Source organism: Limnohabitans sp. 15K (genome assembly GCF_002778285.1).
Taxonomy (GTDB): domain Bacteria; phylum Pseudomonadota; class Gammaproteobacteria; order Burkholderiales; family Burkholderiaceae_C; genus Limnohabitans_A.
On sequence record NZ_NESM01000001.1, the window covers coordinates 1,100,524 to 1,120,743 of the forward strand.

Genomic DNA, 20,220 nt, shown 5'->3' on the forward strand with positions numbered 1-20,220 from the left:
CTTACCTCAGCTTCAGGGTCGACAAGCCGACCAAACACAGCAACATGGTGATGATCCAGAAACGGACCACCACTTGTGTTTCTTTCCATCCACTTTTCTCAAAGTGGTGGTGCAAAGGGGCCATCTTCAGAATACGACGACCTTCGCCGTATTTCTTCTTGGTGTACTTGAAGTAGGTCACCTGGGCCATGACCGACAGGGCCTCGACCACAAAGATGCCACCCATGATGGCCAACACGATCTCAGCGCGCACAATGACCGCGATCGTGCCCAATGCGGCCCCCAAAGCCAAGGCGCCGACATCGCCCATGAACACTTGCGCCGGGTGGGTGTTGAACCACAAGAACGCCAGGCCAGCACCGGCCATGGCGGCGCAAAAAATCATCAATTCGCCAGAGCCAGGAATGTGCGGGAAAAACAGGTATTTGGAATACACCGAGCTGCCCGTCACGTAGGCAAACACGCCCAGTGCCGAACCCACCATCACCACCGGCATGATGGCCAAACCGTCCAGCCCATCGGTCAGGTTGACCGCGTTGCTCGAACCCACAATGACCAGGTAAGTCAAGACCACAAAGCCCAACACACCCAAGGGGTAGTTGATTTCCTTGAAGAAAGGCACTTGCAAGCCTGCCTTGGGCGGTAAATTCACGTCAAAACCCGACAACACCCACTGACCGAACAAGTCCAGCACCCTGGCGTTGGAGACTTCAGAAATGCTGAACACCAAATAAAGCGCGGCCAACAAACCAATCACGGATTGCCAGAAATACTTCTCGCGTGAGCGCATGCCCTCAGGGTCTTTGTTGACCACTTTGCGCCAGTCATCAACCCAGCCAATGGCCCCAAAGCCCAGGGTCACGATCAGTACGATCCAGACAAAACGGTTGGACAGGTCAAACCACAGCAAGGTGGAGATCGCGATCGACAACAAAATGAGCACGCCGCCCATGGTGGGTGTCCCACTTTTGGACAAATGCGACTCCATGCCGTAGCCCCGGATCGGCTGGCCGATCTTGAGTGAGGTCAAACGGCGGATCACAAAGGGGCCTGCGGCCAAGCCGATCAAGAGCGCCGTCATCGCGGCCATCACGGCACGGAAGGTGATGTATTGGAAAACGCGCAAAAAGCCCCACTCGGGCGACAGACTTTGCAACCACTGGGCCAGACTAAGCAGCATGGGCCTCCCCTTTTTTGTTGTTGTTTTTCTTGTCTTCGCCTGCTGACAGCAGGGCTTGCACCACGCGTTCCATCTTCATGAAGCGCGAGCCTTTGACGACCACACTTTGAAATTGACCCACCTGGGCTTGGGCAACAGCCAGCAAACTGTCCATGTCGGCGAAATGACGGGATGCACCAAAAGCTTGGGCTGCGTGCACGCTCAAGTCGCCCAGGGTGTAGAGCGCCTGGATGCCGCTTTCGGCGGCATAGGAACCCACTTCGGCATGGAACTCTGGGCCTTGGTTGCCCACTTCACCCATGTCACCCAACACCAACAAACGCGGTGAAGGCAATTCGGCCAGCACATCAATGGCGGCACGCACCGAATCGGGGTTGGCGTTGTAGGTGTCGTCCACCAAAGTGATGTCACCACCCGTAGCATGCAACACCAGGGCACGCGAGCGGCCTTTAACGGGCTCAAAAGCCATCAGGCCTTGCGCCACAGCAGACAAAGACACCCCAGCGGCCAGCGCACACGCACTGGCGGCCAAGGCGTTTTTCACGTTGTGACGACCTGCAATGTGCAAATGCACCGGGGCTGTGCCTTCAGGTGTTTTGAGGGTGAACTGCCAAGCGCCCGATTGCCAAACCACGACGGCTGCACGCACATCGCCGGGCTGTCCCGCGGCATCGCCGGTCATGGCAAATGTGCGCTGTGCACGTTGCACACTCATGGCCTGCCAGACAGCGGTGAAGTCATCGTCAGATGGAAAAACCGCCACACCTGAATCGGGCAAGGCTTGCAACACGGCACCGTTTTCGAGGGCCACGGCCTCGACCGTCCCCATGAACTCTTGGTGTTCGCGCTGTGCGTTGTTGACCAAGGCCACGGTTGGCTGGGCCAATTGGGACAAGTAAGCGATTTCACCAGGGTGGTTCATGCCCAGCTCGACCACAGCGATGCGGTGGTGGGCACGCAGGTTGAACAAGGTCAACGGCACACCAATGTCGTTGTTGAGATTACCCTCGGTGGACAAGGCATCGTCACCGGCATGGGCGCGCAAGATGCTCGCAATCATTTGCGTCACGGTGGTTTTGCCATTGCTGCCCGTGACGGCGATGACGGGCACATCGAACTGCGCACGCCAGCCTGCTGCCAATTCGCCCAAAGCGATGCGCGCATCGGGCACCACCAGAGCGGGCAAACCATGCGCAGCAGCCGCGGCCTCGCCAGAGGCCTCACACACCACAGCGACGGCACCCTGGGCTTTGGCCTGGGCGATGAACTGGTTGCCGTCAAACCGCTCGCCACGCAAAGCGACAAACAAGTCGCCCGGCAACAAGCTGCGGCTGTCGGTGTGCACGCGATCGGCCACCACACCTTGAACATGGACACCACGCCCCTGGCTGAGCCAACTCAAGGCCAAGTCGAGTTTCAAATGCATGGTGGTCTTGATGGTCATGCGTTCGCCCCTTGGCCTTGGGCAGCGCGTTGCTGCAAAGCCATGCGGACCTGCGCCACATCCGAAAATGGATGGCGCACGCCTTGAATTTCTTGCGTGGTTTCATGGCCTTTCCCAGCCACCAAGACCACGTCTTGCGCTGCTGCTTGGGCCACCACCCTGGCAATGGCCACGGCACGATCGGTCTCGACGAGCGCCTGGTGCGCTTGCGTCAGGCCTTGCGACATGGCCGCCAAAATGGCCTCTGGCGATTCTGAACGGGGGTTGTCGCTGGTCAACACCACTTGGTCGGCTGCGGCCTCGGCAGCGGCTGCCATCAAAGGGCGTTTGCTGGCATCACGGTCGCCACCACAACCCAACACGCACCACAAACGACCACCACGCTGCGTCGCCTGCGAGCGCAGCGCTGCCAATGCGTGCGAGATGGCATCGGGCGTGTGGGCGTAGTCCACCACCACCAAAGGCAAATTCTGATCGCCATGGGGTGAGGGTGAGGTCATGTCACCCACTTCAGCGCTCACGCGTTGCATGCGGCCCGGTACAGCGGTCAGGTGCGCACAAGCGCGCACAGCCTGAGCCAAATCAAAACCCAAGGCACGCAAACTGCCGATCACGCCCAACAGGTTGTCGATGTTGTAATCGCCCATCAGGCCCGTGTGCAATGTCTGCACTTGCGCGCCCTCGATCACCTCAAACGCCAAGCCATCGGCACTGGGCAGTGCACGAGCGTGCAAACGCGCGGGCGAATGGGCATTCAAGCCTTTCGAACAGGTCCAGATGTCCAACGAAGCGCCCTGTAGCTCCTTGGCCAGCAAGGCCCCTTGGGCGTCATCCACATTGATCACCGCGGCCTGCAAACCCGTCCAGCCAAACAAGGCTGCTTTGGCCGACCAATAACAGGCCATGTCGCCGTGGTAATCGAGGTGGTCTTGGGTGAAGTTGGTGAACACGGCCACGCGAATTTGCGTGCCATCCAAACGGTGCTCTGCCAAACCGATGGATGAAGCTTCAATGGCGCAGTGGGTCACACCCGCATCGTCGAAGGCGCGAAATTGCCGCTGCAACAAGACGGGGTCTGGGGTCGTCATGCCGGTGCTCACCAAGTGAGGCAACTGGCCCACGCCCAAGGTGCCCACCAGACCACAGGTTTGTTGCAATTCAGGCGAAGACAACGCCTGCGCCAACCACCAAGCGGTCGAGGTTTTGCCGTTGGTACCGGTCACCGCCAGCACGTTCAATGCTTGGCTGGGCTGTTCGTAATAAGCATCTGCGACCCAGCCCGTTTGCGCTTTGAGCTCGGTCATGGCCGCCAACTTTTGTGGCGCTTCTGCATGGGAGGCATCGGCCTGCAAGACCTGCAGCCAAGGTTCATGCCCTGCTGACTCCATCAGACAAGCAGCAGCCCCTTGTGCCAGAGCTTGCGCCAAATAACGCCGACCGTCGGTGGCAGCGCCTGGCCAAGCGATGAAGCCGTCGCCTGCTTGCACCAAACGGCTGTCGGTGCGCAACTCGCCGGTCACGCGCGTGCGCAACCAGCGGGCAGCTTCGGGGGCGTTGTGCAGCATCTGCATCAGAACGACTCCTCGACCGACTTGGCCACGGTCTGGGGCTTGACCGCCATGTCAGGCTGTACACCCATCATGCGCAAGGTTTGCTGCACCGTCTGACTGAACACAGGCGCAGCGACATCACCACCAAAATACCGCCCATTGCTGGGCTCGTCGATCATCACCGCCACCACGATGCGCGGCGCCTCAATGGGCGCCATACCGACAAAGAAGCCCCGGTACTTTTTACCGGCGTAGCCTTTGCCTTCTTGTTTGTGGGCCGTGCCTGTTTTGCCACCCACCGAATAACCCATGGTCTGGGCTTTGGGCGCGGTACCACCCGGGCCGGCGGCCATCTGCAGCATCTTGCGCATGGCTTTGGCGTTTTCGACACTGAACACCCGCACGCCTTGCACCTGCTGCTCGGTCTTCATGAGCGTGGCCGGAACCACCTCACCATCGCGTGCAAACACGGTGTAAGCCCGAGCCACTTGGAACAAACTGCCCGAAATGCCGTAACCGTAACTCATGGTCGCTTGCTCAATCGGACGCCAAGTTTTGTAAGGACGCAGGCGCCCACTGACCACACCCGGAAAAGGCAGCTGGGGCTTTTGCCCAAAGCCCACTTGTGCAAACATTTCCCACATTTCGCGGGGTTGCAACTGCATGGCCATCTTCACGGTGCCCACGTTGCTCGACTTCTGAATCACTTCATTCACCGTCAACACGCCGTGCGGGTGGGCATCGGAGATGGTCGAGCCGGTGATGGTGATGCGGCCTGGGGCCGTCTGAATGGGCGTCTCGGGCTTGACCAGGCCTTTTTCCAAAGCCAGCCCCACCGCAAAGGGCTTCATGGTGGAGCCGGGCTCAAAGGTGTCGGTCAACGCGCGGTTGCGCAGCTGCTCGCCACTCAGGTTGACCCGTTTGTCGGGCGAGTAACTGGGGTAATTGGCCAATGCCAAAACCTCGCCAGATTGGGCGTCGAGCACGACCACACTGCCCGCCTTGGCTTTGTGCTCCAGCACCGCTTCGCGCAACTTTTGGTAAGCAAAAAACTGGACCTTGCTGTCGATGCTCAACTGCAAGTCTTCGCCATCCACAGGCGGCACGGTCTCGCCCACGTCTTCAACCACACGCCCCAAGCGGTCCTTGATCACACGGCGTGAGCCGGGCTTGCCGGACAGCTGCTTTTGGAACACCAACTCCACGCCTTCTTGGCCCTGATCTTCTACGTTGGTGAAGCCCACAATGTGCGCAGCCGCCTCGCCCTCAGGGTACAAACGCTTGTACTCCTTGATGTCGTACACGCCCTTGATGCCCAGCGCCAAAATTTGCTTGACCACCGGCTCATCCAGCTGCCTGCGCAGCCAGACAAAGGTTTTTTCATCGTCCTTGAGTTTTTTTTCCAACTCGGCGGTTGACATGTCGAGCAAGCGGGCCAGTTCACGCAGCTTGGCGGGATCACGGTCGATGTCTTCCGGGTTGGCCCAAATGCTGGGCGCAGGGACGCTAGAGGCCAACAACATGCCATTGCGGTCGAGCACACGCCCCCGGTTGGCAGGCAAGGTCAGGGTGCGGGCAAAACGCACTTCACCTTGACGCAGAAAAAAGTCGTTGGCATAGACCTGAACGTAAGCAGCACGGGCAATCAAACCTGTAAAACCCAGTGCAATGGCCGCCACAATGAACTTGCTGCGCCAGACGGGCGTTTTGCTGGCCAGCAAAGGGCTCGAAGAAAGCTGGACGCTGCGGCTCACGGACGCGCCTCCTGCACAGCATTGGCAGCACCAGGCTTGCTCACGTATTGGGTAATGCCAGGCGAAGCCGGGCGCATTTGCAATTGCTGCCGTGCGATTTGCTCGACACGCAAAGGCGTGGCCTGGGCGCGTCGCTCGACCTGCAGGCGGTCGTGGTCCACCTCCAGGCGTTTGGCTTCTTTGTTGGCCGACTCCAGCGCCATGAACAAACGGCGCGTTTCATATTGGCTATGCACCAACACCAGTGCACTGGCCAAGACAGCCATCAATAAAAAGAGGCTCAAGCGGGTCATGCCGGCACCTCGGTGCGCTCAGCCATGCGCATGATGGCGCTGCGCGAACGGGGGTTGCCGCGCACTTCCGTTTCGCTGGGACGAATGCGGCCATGGGTCTTCAAGCGCATGGCCACTGGCGCGGCAAAAGGCACGCGGCGGTCCACCACCTCTTTGGAGTGCTTGGCCATGAATTGCTTGACGATGCGGTCTTCCAGCGAATGGAAGCTGATCACCACCAAACGCCCGCCTGGGGCCAAGACCTGCAGACTGGCTTCTAACGCTTGTTCGAGCTCCGCAAGCTCTGCGTTGATGAAAATCCGAAAAGCCTGAAATGTCCGCGTTGCAGGGTTCTGGCCCGGCTCGCGAGTTTTGACCGTGTCAGCCACGAGCTGGGCCAAATCGGTGGTGGTTGAAATTGGGCCCCGCTCTTGTCGGCGAGCCACAAGCGCCTTTGCAATCTGAAAAGCAAACCGTTCTTCGCCATAGTCACGTATCACCTCCGTGATTTGATCCACCTCTGCAGTGGCCAGCCAATCGGCCACACTTTGTCCGCGCGTGGTGTCCATGCGCATGTCCAGTGGGCCGTCAAAACGAAAAGAAAAACCCCTCTCGGGGCTGTCAATTTGGGGGGAGCTGATGCCCAGGTCCATCAAGACGCCGTCGACACTGCCAGGAGGCAGTTCACCCAGGTTCGAAAAGCCTTCATGGCGAATCGAGAAACGGCTGTCTGCGATGCGCCCAGCCTCTGCAATCGCCTCGAGGTCTTTGTCAAAAGCCTGCAAACGGCCTTGCGCGGACAAACGCGACAAAATCAAGCGGGAGTGTCCGCCTCGACCGAATGTGGCATCCACATAGCGGCCGTCAGCACCGGCCGAAGCCTGCAGTAATTCGTCAACGGCCTCATTCAAAAGGACCGTGATGTGGGTCAGTGCAGAGGTGCTCATGGCGTTCAGAACGAGAAGTCCTTGAACACATCGGGCATGTCGCCCTGCATGGCCTGCGCTTCTTGCGCGTCGTAGGTGGTTTTGTCCCACAACTCAAAGTGGTTGCCCATGCCCAAAAGCATGGTGTCTTTGGAAATGCCTGCGGCTTGGCGCAACTCTGGGGAGATCAAGACACGGCCGGTACCATCCATCTCGACATCCATGGCGTTGCCCAAAAAGATCCGCTTCCACCATTGGGCCGACATGGGCAAGGCGGCGATGCGTTCGCGGAACTTTTCCCACTCGGGGCGGGGGAACACCATCAGGCAGCCATGCGGGTGCTTGGTGATGGTCAGCTGGCCTTGGGCTGTCGCGCTCAGGACGTCACGATGCCGGGTCGGTACAGACAACCGCCCTTTGGCATCCAGACTCAGCGATGAAGCGCCTTGAAACACAGCGAAGACCTTTTCCAGTTGAAATGCACCAGTGGAAACACTTTCCCCCACTTAATTGCACTTTTTTGCACTGTATCAGGAATTCACTCCAACTCAACGGGTTTAGATCATTTTTTTCAATGAAATCAATGGCTTAGCGCTGGAATTGAAGCCAACCAGGCGGAGAATTTCTTTGTAAATTAGGCACTTACGAGAGGCAGTGAAAGTAAGCTGTGAAGGATCAAAAAAAATGAAAAATAACAAATGCATCAAACCCAAAAGCATTTTTTCAAAACCTTGCCGGGTCTCTGGCCGTAAAAAAACCCCTCGAGAGGGGTTTTTTTACGGCTGTCACAAAGCAGGCGTGGATCAATCACCAAACATTTTTTGCTTCAACTCTCGGCGCTGCTGCGCTTCGAGGGACAGGGTCGCGGTAGGACGTGCCAACAAGCGGCCCACACCAATGGGTTCGCCCGTCTCATCGCAGTAGCCGTATTCTCCGCCATCGATCAACACAATGGATTGCTCGATCTTCTTGAGCAACTTGCGCTCACGGTCGCGGGTGCGCAGCTCCAGAGCGTGCTCTTCCTCGATCGTGGCGCGGTCTGCCGGGTCTGGCACCACCACGGTGTCTTCACGCAAATGCTCGGTGGTCGCACCCGCGCTGTACAAGATCTCCTGCTTCAAGATGGACAGCTTGCGGCGAAAGTAGGCCATCTGCACGCTGTTCATGTACTCATCGTCCGACATGGCCAAGATTTCGGCATCGGTCAAGTCTTCTACAGGCTTGTTTTTCCAGTTGTTGGCCAGCTTGGGGTCTTTTTTGATCGGTGCAAAAGGCGCAGAAACGGCCAACACGGGCGTGGTCGGCATGAAACTGGATTTAGCGGCCGTCGAAGCCACTGCAGGGGGCAAAGAGGGCACCGTGATTTGGGCCAAACGTGCAGAAGGGCGTGTGGCACGGACCAATTGCTCGGGCGCTGCCGGAGCCGCCACTGAGGCCACCGCCTCGACCACTGGGGCGACCGGGGGAGTCGTCGTCGCCACTTTTTGAACTGTCATAGATTTCGCTTTAGGTACTGGAATCGCCTGAGGAGACGATTTTGCGGGTGCCACTTTTGCCTTGGGGGCAGCGGTTGGCTTGGAGGCTGTCACAGGCGCTTTGGGGGCGACAGGTGTGGCAGCTTTGGTTTTGACTGGGGCAGGTGCGGCCTTGGCCTTCACAACCGGTTTGGAGGAAGCCTTGGCCGAGGTTTTAGCCGGCGCTTTGACAGGCGCTTTTGCAACCGTTTTGGTCACAGCCTTGGCCGGCGCTTTCACAACCGCTTTGGTTGGCGTTTTGGCTTTGGCCTCACTTTTAACCGGGGCTGCCGGTTTGGCTTGCACCCCTTTTTTGGCGGGTGCCGCTTTGGCCGACGTGGTTTTCACAGGGGCCGCCACTTTTTTCTTCGGGGTCGTCACGTCTTGTCTCCTAGCCGTGTGAAAAATCAGGCCCACACCTTTTGCCACCCTGCAGCATTCGATGGAAAAACCTGTTGATTTGCAGTTCAACCCCTTTAAAACTGTATGGGGTTCAACAGCCTCCCCAAAAAGGGGGAGGCTTCAGGCGGGCGATTGTAACGATAAGAACGGTTCAAAAATGACCCGGCCAAGATTAAAGGTCGAGTTGACTGTGCCAAGTCACACCAAGCACTGTTCCAAGCCTTGCAACAAGATGTCTTTGGGCAAATCGATGCCAATGAACACCATCTTGCTCGTTTTGACCTCGCCATCGGCCCACATGGGGCCCAAATCGCTGCCCATGAGCTGGTGCACGCCCTGGAAAATCACCTTGCGCTCGGTGCCGCGCATGTTTAACACGCCTTTGTAACGCAGCATGCGGGGGCCGTAAATGTTGACGATGGCGCCCAAAAAGTCTTCCAGCTTGGCCGGATCAAACGCTTTGTCCGAGCGGAAAACAAAGCTTTTCACATCGTCATCGTGGTGATGGTGGTGCCCCTGACCTTGAGCCGCGTCGTGTTGGTGCGAAGGGTGGTCACAATGCTCACCATGTTCGTGGTCATGGGCCTGCTCGTGTTGGTGTGACGGGTGGTCGCAATGCTCGCCGTGCACATGATCATGGTCGTCCTCTTTGAGAAAGTCCGGGTCGATGTCGAGCTTGGCGTTCAGGTTGAAGCCCTTCAGATCGAACACCTCAGACAGTGCCACTTCACCGAAATGCACCACTTTTTGTGGGGCACGCGGGTTCATGTGTTTCAGGCGGTGCAGCAAGGCGTCGAGTTCTTCGGCCGAGACCAAATCGGCCTTGCTGATGAAAATCTGGTCGGCAAAGCCGACTTGGCGACGTGCTTCCTGGCGGTCGTTCAATTGCTGGGCCGCATGCTTGGCGTCCACCAGGGTCAGGATGGAATCGAGCAAATAAGTCTCGGCGATCTCGTCGTCCATGAAAAAAGTCTGTGCCACCGGGCCGGGATCGGCCAAGCCCGTGGTCTCGATCACGATGCGGTCAAAGTCCAGCAAGCCCTTGCGGCGCTTGGCGGCCAAGAGCTGCAAGGTCACGCGCAGGTCTTCGCGGATGGTGCAGCAGATGCAGCCATTGCTCATCTGGATGATCTGCTCATCGGTTTCTGACACCAGGATGTCGTTGTCGATGTTTTCCTCACCAAACTCGTTCTCGATCACCGCGATCTTTTGGCCGTGGGCCTCGGTCAGCACGCGTTTGAGCAGGGTGGTTTTGCCCGAGCCCAAAAAGCCGGTCAGGATGGTGGTGGGGATCAGGGACATGGCACGGTTCCGTTGCAGGTCAAAAAAGCACGAGTTGGGGAGTGTAGCGACGAATTCAAGCGCCAAGCGTGCGCGGCGGTCATGGCCTTACAACGCTGCCCAGTGGGACAAAGCGGGCTTCATTTGCGCTTGGCGCGGGGGTGGGCTGCGTCGTAGGTTTTGGCCAGGTGCTGAAAATCCAGCCGCGTGTAAACCTGGGTGGTGCTGATGTTGGCGTGGCCCAGCAACTCTTGCACCGCCCGCAGATCGCCGCTGGACTGCAGCACATGGCTGGCAAACGAGTGACGCAGCATGTGCGGGTGCACCGGGGTGGCCAGACCCGCCAGCAGGCTGCGGCGCTTGAGGCGCTGCGCCACACCGCGAGGCGTCAGGCGCGTGCCGTGCCGCCCGGGAAACAGTGCCAGCGCCAAAGGAGATGCCCCTTTGACGGGCTGCATCAACATGCCCGTCAATTGCGGGCGCACGGCCAGCCAGTGGTTCAGCGCCTCGATGGCCGCCCGCCCCAAAGGCACGGTGCGGCGCTTGCTGCCTTTGCCCTGCACCTGCACCTCGGCGTTTTGCAGGTCGATCCAGCCGCGCCCTGCCCGACTGGCGTCGGTGCTGGCCACCACGTCCAGCCCGGTCAACTCGGCAATGCGCAGGCCGCAGCCGTAAAGGAGTTCGACCATGGCCGTGTCTCGGGCTTCGAGCCAGGGGTCGTCGTTGTCCTCTTCGTGCTCGGCCAACTGCACCGCTTCGTCCACGCCCAGCGCCTTGGGCAAGGGCTTGGCCACACGCGGGGCCCGCACGTCGGCCACCGGGTTGAGCGGGATCAGGCCCTCGCGCCCCAGCCAGGCGTAAAACCCGCGCCAGCCCGACAAGATGAGTGCAATGCCGCGCCCACTGCGCCCGGCGCTGTGCATCTGGGCCACCCAGCGGCGCACATGGCCGCTTTGCACCTGCAACAAGGGCACTTGAGTTGCCGCCGCCATCTCGGCCAGGCGCGTCAAATCCAGTTGGTACAGGGTGCAGGTGCGTTCGGCCAAGCGCTTTTCAAAGCGCACATGGTCCAGATACCGGGACACCAGCGGGTCGGTGGCCGCCGCGTCCGCCATGGCCGCGTCCGACACCGTTCAAGCCTGCGGCTTTTGCAACACCGACAAAGCTGCACCCGCCAACTCGGCCAGACGCTCCAGCAGGTCGGTGCCCATTTGGCTGTTGAAGCGCTGGGCGTCAGGCGAGGCCAGCACCAACAGGCCAAAAGCAGCTTGACCCGGTGCCGGGCGCAAAGCGAGCAGCGCCAAAGAAGCCGCCTGCGTGGGTTCAGCCAACCACTGCACGGCTTCATAACCCGAGTTCGGCCCCACATAAGGCGTGTCCAATGAAGTGGCCAACACTTGCACCGCTTCGGTCACACCCTGCGCATACGCCGCCTGAGCGTGCTCGCCCTGCAGCGACCACAAACGCAAAGCCACTTGCGGCACCTGAAACAGATCACGGATGTTGTCCACCGCCAAATCGGCCAATTGGTCGTGGGGTGTGACGAGCAACTCGCACGACCAGCGGTGCAGCTTGTCGGTCAGCACCATGTTTTCGTTGCCGTGCCGCATCATGTCCATGATGCGGTGCTCCAGGCCCTTGATTTTGTCGCGCAGCATTTGCGCTTGACGCTCCTGCAAGCCCACGGTGCGGTGACTTTGGGGGTGGGTCAGTTGCACGGTGGCCAACAGCGAGGCGTGGCGCTCAAAAAAGTCCGGTGTGTTCACCAAATAATCGGCGATGTCGTCTTCGGTGATCGGGCTCATGGGTTCAGGCTTCGTCATGGGAGGCTCCAGAAATTCAAAAGGTCAAAGTGAGTCAGGCACATCGATGCTGCCCTCAAACACAGAAGTGGCGGGCCCCGTCATCATCACGGGGCTATCGGGCTGTCCTGCCCACTCAATGGTGAGGGTGCCGCCGTGGGTTTGGACATCCACAAGGGGGTCCAGCCAGCCTTGGCGGATGCCGGCGACCACGGCTGCACACGCACCCGTGCCGCAAGCCAGGGTTTCGCCCGTGCCCCGCTCGAAAACCCGCAATTTGATTTGGCTGCGCGAGACAATCTGCATAAAGCCCGCGTTCACGCGCTTGGGGAAAGCCGGGTGGTTTTCAATCCTTGGACCTTGGGCCAACACCGGGAAAGTGTCCACGTTGTCCACCCGCTGCACGGCATGCGGGTTGCCCATGGAGACCACGCCCACGCGTGCGATGGAAGGGGCCATGCCCAACTCGCCCAGCGCCAAATCGAACACGGGCCAGCCGTTGACCTGGTCACTGATGAGGCCAATGGGGTTGAAGGGCACACGCTCCCAATCAAAAATGGGCGCGCCCATGTTCACCGTCACGCGGCCATCGGGGTTCATGGTGAGATCGATCTCGCCTTGCTGCACCTTCACGCGCACCGTGGTTTTGTCGGTCAGGCCCTTGTCGCGCACGTAGCGCACAAAACAACGGGCCCCGTTGCCGCAGTGCTCCACCTCGCCGCCGTCGGCGTTGTGGATCACGTATTCAAAATCCAGCCCCATCGCGGGCGAGGGGCGCACCGTCAAAATCTGATCGGCGCCCACGCCAAAGTGGCGGTCGGCCAGAAAACGGTACTGGGCCGCGTTCAGGCCCAAACGGCCCTGCGTCTCGTCGAGCACGACAAAATCGTTGCCTGCCCCTTGCATCTTGGTAAAGCGAATGTGCATGGCCTGGATTATCGCCTCGAGCCCACACCCACCAGGGCAAGCAGTCAGCCGAAAAGTCAACAGATAATGGGCCATGGCACGCCAATCTCAACTCCTTCACCTCCAACGCGAACCCGCCCCGCTGCGCCCAGCCGCCACCGTGCTGCTGCTGCGCGATGGACCCGACGGGATCGAAGTCTTGATGACACGTCGCTCGATGACGGCCAGCTTTGCACCTGGGGCTTATGTGTTCCCGGGCGGGGGCATTGATGCCGCCGACACCCAAGCCCACACCATGGCCAAGCGTCGCACCACACAAAGCGATCTGCACCTGACCCAAGCCATCGCAGCCATCCGTGAGAGCTTTGAGGAGCTGGGCATTTTGTTGGCCCGCCATGCCGATGGGCGCTGGGCCGATCAGAGCGACATCGCGGCCATCGACCGAAAAGCACCGTTTGCAAGCCAATGCCAAGCCCGAGGCCTGACACTCGCCGCCGACCAGGTTTTTGTATTGGCCCACTGGATCACTGACCGCGACTTGCCGCGCCGCTTTGACGTGCCCTTTCTGGTCGCCCGCATGCCCGAAGGCCAGACCCCGGTGGCCGACGAAACCGAGCAATTTGAACCCCTCTGGGTGCGCCCAGCCGATGCGCTGACCCGCCACGCAGAGGGCCAGTTTTTCATGGTCTTCCCCACCGTTCGCACACTGGAGCGCCTCAAAGCATTTGCCAAAGTCGACGACGTGCTGCAAGCCTGCGCGGTGAACGATGAACCGCTGTGGACCAGCTGCCCCCGTGCGGGCTGGCTGGCGGGCAACGAAGCGCGCTACATGGAGCACGAAGCCCCATTTGGCGAGCTGGCCTTGGTCACACCCGACGGGCAAATTCACCACCACCTGGACTGGCAAACCGACCAGCCGGTGCCCCTGCTCCAAAACGTGCAGCGCCTCACCGCCCCCAACCCCGGCGTGATGACCGGCCCCGGCACCAACAGCTATTTGGTGGGCGACCCGAACACCGGCTACATCGCCATCGACCCCGGCCCGGCCGACAACGACCACCTGCAGCGCCTGTGGCGTGCGGCGGGTGGGCAAATCAAGGCGATTGTGTGCACCCACTCGCACCCAGACCATTCACCTGGCGCGGCCCCGCTGCAGGCGCTGTGTACCCACAAGCCGCCCATACTGGGCCTCTCCTCACGCCCCACCGCCCGTGTGAACAGCCGCTTCACCCCCGAGCGCGAACTGGCCGATGGCGAAAAACTGGTGCTGCAAGGCATTGGCGTGGATGGCGAAATCACCCACACCCTGCGTGTGGTGCACACGCCTGGACACGCGGCCAATCACCTGTGTCTGGTGCTCGAAGAAGACGGCCTGCTGTTCTCGGGCGACCATGTGCTCAACGGCAGCACCACCGTGATCGACCCGCCCGATGGCCACATGGGTGACTATTTGGAATCGCTGGACAAATTAGCTGCAGCCTGCGAGGCCGGTGGCATCGAATTCATCTTGCCCGCGCACGGTCATGTGCTGGGCTTTGCCCACCAGGCCATCACGCACCTGAAAGCGCACCGCCTCAAACGCGAGGCCAAAATCGCCGCCGCCATGCAGGCACTTCCCCAAGGCAGCCTGCAAGAGTGGGTGGAAAAAGCCTACGACGACGTGCCTTCACGCCTCTGGCCCGTGGCGGCCCGCTCTTTGCAAGCGCATGTGGACCACATCCGCGAGCAAGCCCTGTCTTGATTCGCCTTGAGATTTTTTGAAAGCATTGATGATTTCTTCTGAAGAAGGCATTCGCCTGGCCAAACGCGTAGCCGCTGAGCAAAACTGCTCGCGCCGCGAAGCCGAAGCCCTGATCGTGGCCGGGGGCGTGCAAGTTGCAGGCAAAGTGGTCACCGACCCAGCCCGGCGCGTGCGGGACGAACAAGCCGTTCAAGTCAACCGTTTGGTCTCCATGGCCGCCTTGGCCCCCATGACTTTGGTGCTGTTTAAGGCGGCCCACCGGGTGGCCAATTTGGCTTGGCTCCAAGATACCGTGGGTCTCAAAGCCCCCCAACCCGGCATTTGGGGTCCTGAACGCCTGGCCAAAATGCAAATGCCCCTGCCTCTGGCCAAACCCGCCAGTGGGCTGTGCATTTTCACGGACGATGTGGCGGTGCTGCGCCATTTGGAGGACCGCCGCAGTCCGATGGAGCAAGAGTGGATGGCGACCGTGGGTGGCGAAGTGCCCGAAGGTCTGATCAAGTCCCTGAACGGCCCGGGCATTCGCACCAGCATCAACCGGCAGACCGACACCCTCACGGTGCTGCGCATCGCTGGCAAAGACATTGACGGTCTGGATTTGGGCCGCTGGCTGGACGAACAATGCCCGCTGCAAGACCTGCGCCGCCAGCGCGTGGGGCGCTTGAGCGTGGCACCTCTTGAGCCCGGTCAGTGGCGGCAACTCGAAGGTTACGAACGGTTCTAGTTGATTTCCGACAAAAACACACAGGATTTACCCTTGAAATGGAACGGGCAATCCCCATTTGTGTCAAGAGTCTGAGAAAATTACCGAATAGTCACATTTGCGACCTCGCAGAACGTGACTTGGGCAATGTTCATGAGGGCTTGTCCAACGAATCAAGGAGCACACCATGCGTTTGAGCACCAAAAGCCGATTTGCCGTCACCGCGATGATCGACGTGGCGCTGCGCGAAGACCGCGGCCCCGTGTCGCTGGCCGCCATCAGCGTGCGCCACCAAATTTCGCTGTCCTATCTGGAACAGCTGTTCAGCAAACTGCGCCAGCACGGCTTGGTTGAAAGCACCCGTGGTCCTGGCGGCGGTTATTCGCTCTCGCGCCATGCCGAAAAAATCAGCATGGCCGACATTGTGGGCGCTGTAGATGCACCCTCGGACGAAGAAGCCGCAGCCGAAGGCGGCTGGATGAACAGCGAGTTGTGGGCCAGCCTGAACGAAAAAATGCTGACACACCTGCAATCGATCAGCCTGCGCCAATTGGTGGCCGAGCAGCGCACCAAGGGTGTGACCGTCGAGCCTGCACCCGCCCCAGCCGTCAAGCGCGGTGTGTTTGCCAAGCCCAAAAGCACTTTGAAAATCACCGCGCCCAACTCGGTGTTTGCCTTGGGGGCAAGCTTGATGCCCTCGCGCGGTTAATTAAACACAGCACGCGGCTGATCTTTACAAGCAAAAGCAAAAAACCCGCTTCGGCGGGTTTTTTGTGGCCTGAAAAAGTGTGAAGCTCGCCGATAAGCCGGATTCTGTGCACAGCGGTTGCCCGCTGCGTGACCGCCATTACTCTGGGCCGGGGGTCGCCCACCCGGCTCGATGCTACCTACCCGCCAACTCACCCCGCGGAACCACAGGGAGAAGGCATGCGGCGAACCGCACCCCTTCAGGAAGGCCTACTTGGTATTGCTGCGCGTAGAGATTGCCCGTTTCACCCGAACTCAATCGGCTCGTCTCTGTTGCTCTGATCCTCACCTCACGGTGGAGAGGCGTTGCCTCCTACGCTGTCCTGTGCAGTCCGGACGTTCCTCCAGTGCTTCCTTTCGGAAATTGCACCAGCGACGGTCTAGCGAGCTTCACCGTGTGATTATCGCCTGCAGGTATCCACTCACACCGCAATAGAGCCCTGAATTTTTGTGGGAGCGACGCCCTCGTCGCGATAATGCGCTTTGACTCCATCCACATTCGCCGCGAGGGCGCGGCGCCGACACTCCACCGAAACAGGAACCCCTCATGAAAGCCCACACCATCCTCGACACCATCGGCAACACACCCCATGTGCGCATCCAACGCCTGTTTGGTGCCCATGCCAACGTGTGGATCAAGTCCGAGAGAAGCAATCCAGGTGGCTCGATCAAAGACCGCATCGCGCTGGCCATGGTGGAAGACGCCGAAAAAAGCGGCGCACTGAAAGCTGGCGGCACCATCATCGAGCCCACCTCGGGCAACACCGGCATTGGCCTGGCCATGGTGGCCGCCGTCAAGGGCTACAAGCTGGTGCTGGTCATGCCCGACAGCATGAGCATTGAACGCCGCCGACTGATGCTGGCGTATGGCGCGACGTTTGACCTGACGCCCCGCGAAAAAGGCATGAAGGGGGCGATTGCCCGCGCTGAAGAACTGGTGGCCAGCACCCCTGGTGCCTGGATGCCCCAGCAGTTTGAAAACCCCGCCAACATCGACGTGCATGTGCGCACCACCGCACAAGAGATCCTGGCCGATTTTCCTGAGGGCATTGACGCTCTCATCACTGGCGTGGGCACAGGCGGCCACTTGACCGGCGCGGCCCGCGTGCTCAAAGCCCAATTTCCGAACCTCAAAGTGTTTGCGGTGGAACCCGCCGCATCGCCCGTGATCTCGGGCGGCGCACCTGCGCCCCACCCCATCCAGGGCATTGGCGCGGGTTTCATCCCGAAAAACCTGGACACCAGCGTGCTCGACGGCGTGATCCAAGTTGATGCCGAAGTGGCCCGTGAATACGCCCGCCGCTCGGCGCGTGAAGAAGGCATGTTGGTGGGCATTTCGTCCGGCGCAACGCTGGCAGCCATTGCCCAAAAACTGGCCGAATTGCCTGTCGGGGCCACGGTGCTGGGTTTCAACTACGACACGGGCGAGCGTTATTTGTCGGTCGAGGGGTTCCTGCCCAATTGAGCTGCACACAGCGATAATCAGCACTTCTTGCTTGATAACCACAAGCCACAGAGGTGTCCATGATCCGAATTTCCGAACTCAAACTCCCCCTTTCGGCCCTGCCGGTTGAACTGCGCCGCGCGGCCGATGCGCCGTCCGAGACCGACGAAGACCGCCTGCCCACACCGCACCCCGAACAGGCGCTGCGCCAATTGGCTGCGCAGGCCTTAGGCATTGATGCGGGATGCATTGCCGCGCTGAATGTGTTCAAACGCAGCTTCGATGCCCGCAAGGCCGATTTGCTGGCGGTCTACATCGTGGACCTCACGCTGGCTGATGCCGCCACCGAAAGCGCCTTGCTGCAGCAGCACACGGCCAACCCGCACATCCAGCCCACGCCCAACATGGTTTGGCACGCGCCCTGTCAAGCACCAGCCCATTTTGGCGAGCAAGAAGGCCAACGCCCCATGGTGGTGGGCTTTGGGCCTTGCGGTATGTTTGCAGCGCTGGCGCTCGCGCAAATGGGCTTCAAACCCATCGTGCTGGAGCGCGGCAAGCCCGTGCGTGAACGCACCAAAGACACCTGGGGCCTGTGGCGCAAAAAGGTGCTCAACCCCGAGAGCAATGTGCAATTTGGCGAAGGCGGCGCAGGCACCTTCTCTGACGGCAAGCTGTACAGCCAGATCAAAGACCCACGCCATTTGGGCCGCAAGGTGATGGACGAATTTGTCAAGGCCGGGGCGCCCGTCGATATTTTGTATGCCGCCCACCCGCACATCGGCACCTTCAAACTGGTCAAAGTGGTAGAGCACATTCGCGAGCAAATCATCGCTTTGGGTGGCGAGATCCGCTTTGAGCAACGGGTGAGCGATGTGCTGCTGTCCCCTGCTGCAAACGGCCACCAATTGACCGGCTTGCAGGTCCTAGACCTGCGCACAGGTCGCAGCCAAACCCTGCACACCCGTCACGCAGTGCTGGCCCTGGGCCACAGTTCACGCGACACCTTTGTCATGCTGCACCGCCGCGGCGTGGCCATGCAGGCCAAGGCGTTTTCGATTGGCGTGCGCATTGAGCACCCCCAAAGCGTGATCGACCAAGCCCGCTGGGGCCGCCACGCGGGCCACCCGCTGCTGGGCGCGGCCGATTACAAGCTGGTGCACCATGCTCAAAACGGCCGCGCGGTCTACAGCTTTTGCATGTGCCCCGGCGGCACCGTGGTGGCTGCCACCAGCGAGCCGGGCCGCGTGGTGACCAACGGCATGAGCCAGTACTCGCGCAACGAGCGCAACGCCAATGCCGGTATGGTGGTCGCCATTGACCCGCCTGACTACCCGCTGGACACAGTCGCTTGGCAAGCCGCGTTTGGCGACGAAGACGGCGCACAACTGGCGAATGAGGCCCAGCAACTGGCCACACAACAGCCGCCTGCACCACACCCACTGGCTGGCATCGTGCTGCAGCGCCAGCTGGAAACGCGTGCTTTTGAAGTGGGCGGCAGCAACTACGAAGCGCCAGGCCAATTGGTGGGTGACTTTTTGGCGCAGCGCCCCTCCACCACTTGGGGCAGCGTGTTGCCGTCCTACAAACCGGGTGTCAAGTTGGTCGACTTGGCCGATGTGTTGCCAGATTACGCGGTGGCCGCCATGCGCGAGGCGCTGCCGGTGTTCGGCCGCAAGATCAAGGGCTACGACATGCACGATGCGGTGATGACCGGGGTGGAAACACGCACCTCATCGCCACTGCGCATCCCGCGTGGCGAGGACCACCAAAGCACCAACACCCGAGGCATCTACCCTGCGGGCGAAGGCGCCAGTTATGCGGGTGGCATTTTGTCGGCGGGAGTGGACGGCATCAAAGTGGCCGAATCTTTGGCTTGGGACCTCACGGCTCCCGCCTTTTAGACCGACACCATGTGGTGGCGAATGGCGTAACGTGTCAAATCGGCCACCTTGTGCATCCCAATTTTGCGCATGATGTTGCGGCGGTGCACTTCCACTGTGCTGGGCGCGATCGAGAGGTTGCGTGCAATCTCTTTGGACGAATACCCATCGGCAATCAGGCGCAATACCTGCTCTTCCCGACCGCCTAAAAGGTTTTTTGCAGGGCCATCGCCTGTGCGAACTTTCCTGAAACAGTCGATCATTTCAGACGCAGCCGATTGGCACAAATACTCACGCCCTGATGCCGCAGCTCGGACGGCTGACATCAATTCGTCGATGCTGCTGGTGGTCGACACGTAGGCTTTGGCACCTGTATTCAAAATTTCCATGACCGAGTGCCGGTCCGAATCGCTGGAAAAAGCGACCACGCACCGGGATGGCTGCTCGTGGGCCATTTGCTGCATCAACTGCAAACCTTGCGCATCGTTGGCTTGTGTGCCGATCAACACCACATCGGGGTCTTCGGTGTTGCACAGCGCATGGGTCTGCTGGCCATTGTTGGAAACGCCCACCACGTTCATGTCTGGGTGGGTGCGCAAGATGGCGGCGATGCCTTCAGAAATCACCTGGTGTTTAGAGGAAAGTAAAACGCGAATGCACATGAGGCTGGCTCC

19 protein-coding genes and 1 other RNA gene are annotated in these 20,220 nt (G+C 60.1%); 6 read left to right on the plus strand and 14 right to left on the minus strand.

Going from position 1 to position 20,220, the window contains the following annotated elements:
- Nucleotide 1: 1 nt before the first annotated feature.
- The 8 genes from mraY to dksA all read right to left on the minus strand — a co-directional run bounded on the left by mraY (nucleotide 2) and on the right by dksA (nucleotide 8,622).
- Nucleotides 2-1,180 (minus strand): phospho-N-acetylmuramoyl-pentapeptide-transferase, encoded by a 1,179-nt coding sequence (gene mraY / locus B9Z40_RS05200; protein ID WP_100172189.1) that lies wholly within the window; start codon nucleotides 1,178-1,180, stop codon nucleotides 2-4.
- Nucleotides 1,170-2,624, minus strand: a complete 1,455-nt coding sequence (gene murF, locus B9Z40_RS05205; protein WP_199172495.1) for a UDP-N-acetylmuramoyl-tripeptide--D-alanyl-D-alanine ligase — start codon at nucleotides 2,622-2,624, stop codon at nucleotides 1,170-1,172. The genes mraY and murF overlap by 11 nt, the downstream gene beginning before the upstream one ends.
- Nucleotides 2,621-4,195, minus strand: coding sequence for a UDP-N-acetylmuramoyl-L-alanyl-D-glutamate--2,6-diaminopimelate ligase (locus B9Z40_RS05210; RefSeq protein WP_100172190.1), 1,575 nt, complete (start codon nucleotides 4,193-4,195; stop codon nucleotides 2,621-2,623). The genes murF and B9Z40_RS05210 overlap by 4 nt, the downstream gene beginning before the upstream one ends.
- A complete protein-coding gene (locus B9Z40_RS05215) occupies nucleotides 4,195-5,928 on the minus strand; it encodes a penicillin-binding protein 2 (protein ID WP_100172191.1) in 1,734 nt (577 codons plus the stop codon). Before B9Z40_RS05215 ends, B9Z40_RS05210 begins: the two co-directional genes overlap by 1 nt.
- Nucleotides 5,925-6,221 (minus strand): cell division protein FtsL, encoded by a 297-nt coding sequence (ftsL, locus tag B9Z40_RS05220; RefSeq protein WP_100172192.1) that lies wholly within the window; start codon nucleotides 6,219-6,221, stop codon nucleotides 5,925-5,927. The genes B9Z40_RS05215 and ftsL overlap by 4 nt, the downstream gene beginning before the upstream one ends.
- On the minus strand, nucleotides 6,218-7,147 hold the full coding sequence (gene rsmH, locus B9Z40_RS05225) for a 16S rRNA (cytosine(1402)-N(4))-methyltransferase RsmH (protein ID WP_100172193.1): 930 nt from the start codon (nucleotides 7,145-7,147) through the stop codon (nucleotides 6,218-6,220). Before rsmH ends, ftsL begins: the two co-directional genes overlap by 4 nt.
- Before the next feature lie 5 nt (nucleotides 7,148-7,152).
- Nucleotides 7,153-7,581 (minus strand): division/cell wall cluster transcriptional repressor MraZ, encoded by a 429-nt coding sequence (gene mraZ, locus B9Z40_RS05230; RefSeq protein WP_100172194.1) that lies wholly within the window; start codon nucleotides 7,579-7,581, stop codon nucleotides 7,153-7,155.
- Nucleotides 7,582-7,929: 348 nt separating this feature from the next.
- Nucleotides 7,930-8,622 carry an RNA polymerase-binding protein DksA gene (gene dksA / locus B9Z40_RS05235; RefSeq protein ID WP_369823407.1) on the minus strand — a complete coding sequence of 231 codons (693 nt, stop codon included), beginning with the start codon at nucleotides 8,620-8,622 and terminating at the stop codon, nucleotides 7,930-7,932.
- Between the two features lie 79 nt (nucleotides 8,623-8,701).
- Here dksA and B9Z40_RS05240 point away from each other — a divergent pair, with 79 nt between their 5' ends.
- Nucleotides 8,702-9,043 (plus strand): hypothetical protein, encoded by a 342-nt coding sequence (locus tag B9Z40_RS05240; protein ID WP_143473924.1) that lies wholly within the window; start codon nucleotides 8,702-8,704, stop codon nucleotides 9,041-9,043.
- Nucleotides 9,044-9,240: 197 nt separating this feature from the next.
- Here B9Z40_RS05240 and B9Z40_RS05245 read toward each other — a convergent pair whose 3' ends face one another.
- The 4 genes from B9Z40_RS05245 to dapF form a co-directional block, all read right to left on the minus strand.
- Complete coding sequence (locus tag B9Z40_RS05245; RefSeq protein ID WP_100172196.1) at nucleotides 9,241-10,344, minus strand: GTP-binding protein; 1,104 nt, start codon at nucleotides 10,342-10,344, stop codon at nucleotides 9,241-9,243.
- Nucleotides 10,345-10,463: 119 nt separating this feature from the next.
- The gene (locus B9Z40_RS05250) at nucleotides 10,464-11,438 is read right to left on the minus strand and encodes a tyrosine recombinase XerC (RefSeq protein WP_100172197.1); all 975 of its coding nucleotides are present in this window, start codon (nucleotides 11,436-11,438) and stop codon (nucleotides 10,464-10,466) included.
- Between the two features lie 18 nt (nucleotides 11,439-11,456).
- Complete coding sequence (locus tag B9Z40_RS05255) at nucleotides 11,457-12,146, minus strand: DUF484 family protein (RefSeq protein WP_100172198.1); 690 nt, start codon at nucleotides 12,144-12,146, stop codon at nucleotides 11,457-11,459.
- Nucleotides 12,147-12,170: 24 nt separating this feature from the next.
- Complete coding sequence (dapF, locus tag B9Z40_RS05260; RefSeq protein WP_100172199.1) at nucleotides 12,171-13,052, minus strand: diaminopimelate epimerase; 882 nt, start codon at nucleotides 13,050-13,052, stop codon at nucleotides 12,171-12,173.
- Between the two features lie 73 nt (nucleotides 13,053-13,125).
- On the opposite strand from dapF, the gene B9Z40_RS05265 reads away from it, so the two are divergent.
- The 3 genes from B9Z40_RS05265 to B9Z40_RS05275 all read left to right on the plus strand — a co-directional run bounded on the left by B9Z40_RS05265 (nucleotide 13,126) and on the right by B9Z40_RS05275 (nucleotide 16,184).
- The gene (locus B9Z40_RS05265) at nucleotides 13,126-14,772 is read left to right on the plus strand and encodes an MBL fold metallo-hydrolase (protein WP_100172200.1); all 1,647 of its coding nucleotides are present in this window, start codon (nucleotides 13,126-13,128) and stop codon (nucleotides 14,770-14,772) included.
- Between the two features lie 28 nt (nucleotides 14,773-14,800).
- Nucleotides 14,801-15,496, plus strand: a complete 696-nt coding sequence (locus B9Z40_RS05270; protein ID WP_100172201.1) for a S4 domain-containing protein — start codon at nucleotides 14,801-14,803, stop codon at nucleotides 15,494-15,496.
- A 166-nt stretch (nucleotides 15,497-15,662) separates the two neighbouring features.
- Nucleotides 15,663-16,184, plus strand: coding sequence for an Rrf2 family transcriptional regulator (locus tag B9Z40_RS05275; RefSeq protein ID WP_100172202.1), 522 nt, complete (start codon nucleotides 15,663-15,665; stop codon nucleotides 16,182-16,184).
- Between the two features lie 77 nt (nucleotides 16,185-16,261).
- On the opposite strand, the gene rnpB is transcribed toward B9Z40_RS05275, so the two are convergent.
- Nucleotides 16,262-16,614, minus strand: an RNA gene (gene rnpB / locus B9Z40_RS05280) — RNase P RNA component class A.
- Nucleotides 16,615-16,769: 155 nt separating this feature from the next.
- Here rnpB and cysK point away from each other — a divergent pair.
- A complete protein-coding gene (gene cysK, locus B9Z40_RS05285) occupies nucleotides 16,770-17,687 on the plus strand; it encodes a cysteine synthase A (RefSeq protein ID WP_100172203.1) in 918 nt (305 codons plus the stop codon).
- A 59-nt stretch (nucleotides 17,688-17,746) separates the two neighbouring features.
- Nucleotides 17,747-19,567, plus strand: a complete 1,821-nt coding sequence (locus B9Z40_RS05290; RefSeq protein ID WP_100172204.1) for an NAD(P)/FAD-dependent oxidoreductase — start codon at nucleotides 17,747-17,749, stop codon at nucleotides 19,565-19,567.
- Here the strand turns inward: B9Z40_RS05290 and B9Z40_RS05295 are convergent.
- Complete coding sequence (locus B9Z40_RS05295) at nucleotides 19,564-20,208, minus strand: response regulator transcription factor (protein WP_100172205.1); 645 nt, start codon at nucleotides 20,206-20,208, stop codon at nucleotides 19,564-19,566. The genes B9Z40_RS05290 and B9Z40_RS05295 overlap by 4 nt on opposite strands.
- Between the last annotated feature and the right edge of the window lie 12 nt (nucleotides 20,209-20,220).

Bases quoted from the DNA above. Each gene is read 5' to 3' on its own strand.
- mraY (WP_100172189.1), bottom strand. From the start codon at position 1,180: ATGCTGCTTAGTCTGGCCCAGTGGTTGCAAAGTCTGTCGCCCGAGTGG.
- murF (WP_199172495.1), bottom strand. From the start codon at position 2,624: ATGACCATCAAGACCACCATGCATTTGAAACTCGACTTGGCCTTGAGT.
- B9Z40_RS05210 (WP_100172190.1), bottom strand. From the start codon at position 4,195: ATGCAGATGCTGCACAACGCCCCCGAAGCTGCCCGCTGGTTGCGCACG.
- ftsL (WP_100172192.1), bottom strand. From the start codon at position 6,221: ATGACCCGCTTGAGCCTCTTTTTATTGATGGCTGTCTTGGCCAGTGCA.
- rsmH (WP_100172193.1), bottom strand. From the start codon at position 7,147: ATGAGCACCTCTGCACTGACCCACATCACGGTCCTTTTGAATGAGGCC.
- dksA (WP_369823407.1), bottom strand. From the start codon at position 8,622: ATGACAGTTCAAAAAGTGGCGACGACGACTCCCCCGGTCGCCCCAGTG.
- B9Z40_RS05245 (WP_100172196.1), bottom strand. From the start codon at position 10,344: ATGTCCCTGATCCCCACCACCATCCTGACCGGCTTTTTGGGCTCGGGC.
- B9Z40_RS05250 (WP_100172197.1), bottom strand. From the start codon at position 11,438: ATGGCGGACGCGGCGGCCACCGACCCGCTGGTGTCCCGGTATCTGGAC.
- B9Z40_RS05255 (WP_100172198.1), bottom strand. From the start codon at position 12,146: ATGACGAAGCCTGAACCCATGAGCCCGATCACCGAAGACGACATCGCC.
- dapF (WP_100172199.1), bottom strand. From the start codon at position 13,052: ATGCACATTCGCTTTACCAAGATGCAAGGGGCAGGCAACGATTTTGTC.
- B9Z40_RS05265 (WP_100172200.1), top strand. From the start codon at position 13,126: ATGGCACGCCAATCTCAACTCCTTCACCTCCAACGCGAACCCGCCCCG.
- B9Z40_RS05270 (WP_100172201.1), top strand. From the start codon at position 14,801: ATGATTTCTTCTGAAGAAGGCATTCGCCTGGCCAAACGCGTAGCCGCT.
- B9Z40_RS05275 (WP_100172202.1), top strand. From the start codon at position 15,663: ATGCGTTTGAGCACCAAAAGCCGATTTGCCGTCACCGCGATGATCGAC.
- cysK (WP_100172203.1), top strand. From the start codon at position 16,770: ATGAAAGCCCACACCATCCTCGACACCATCGGCAACACACCCCATGTG.
- B9Z40_RS05290 (WP_100172204.1), top strand. From the start codon at position 17,747: ATGATCCGAATTTCCGAACTCAAACTCCCCCTTTCGGCCCTGCCGGTT.
- B9Z40_RS05295 (WP_100172205.1), bottom strand. From the start codon at position 20,208: ATGTGCATTCGCGTTTTACTTTCCTCTAAACACCAGGTGATTTCTGAA.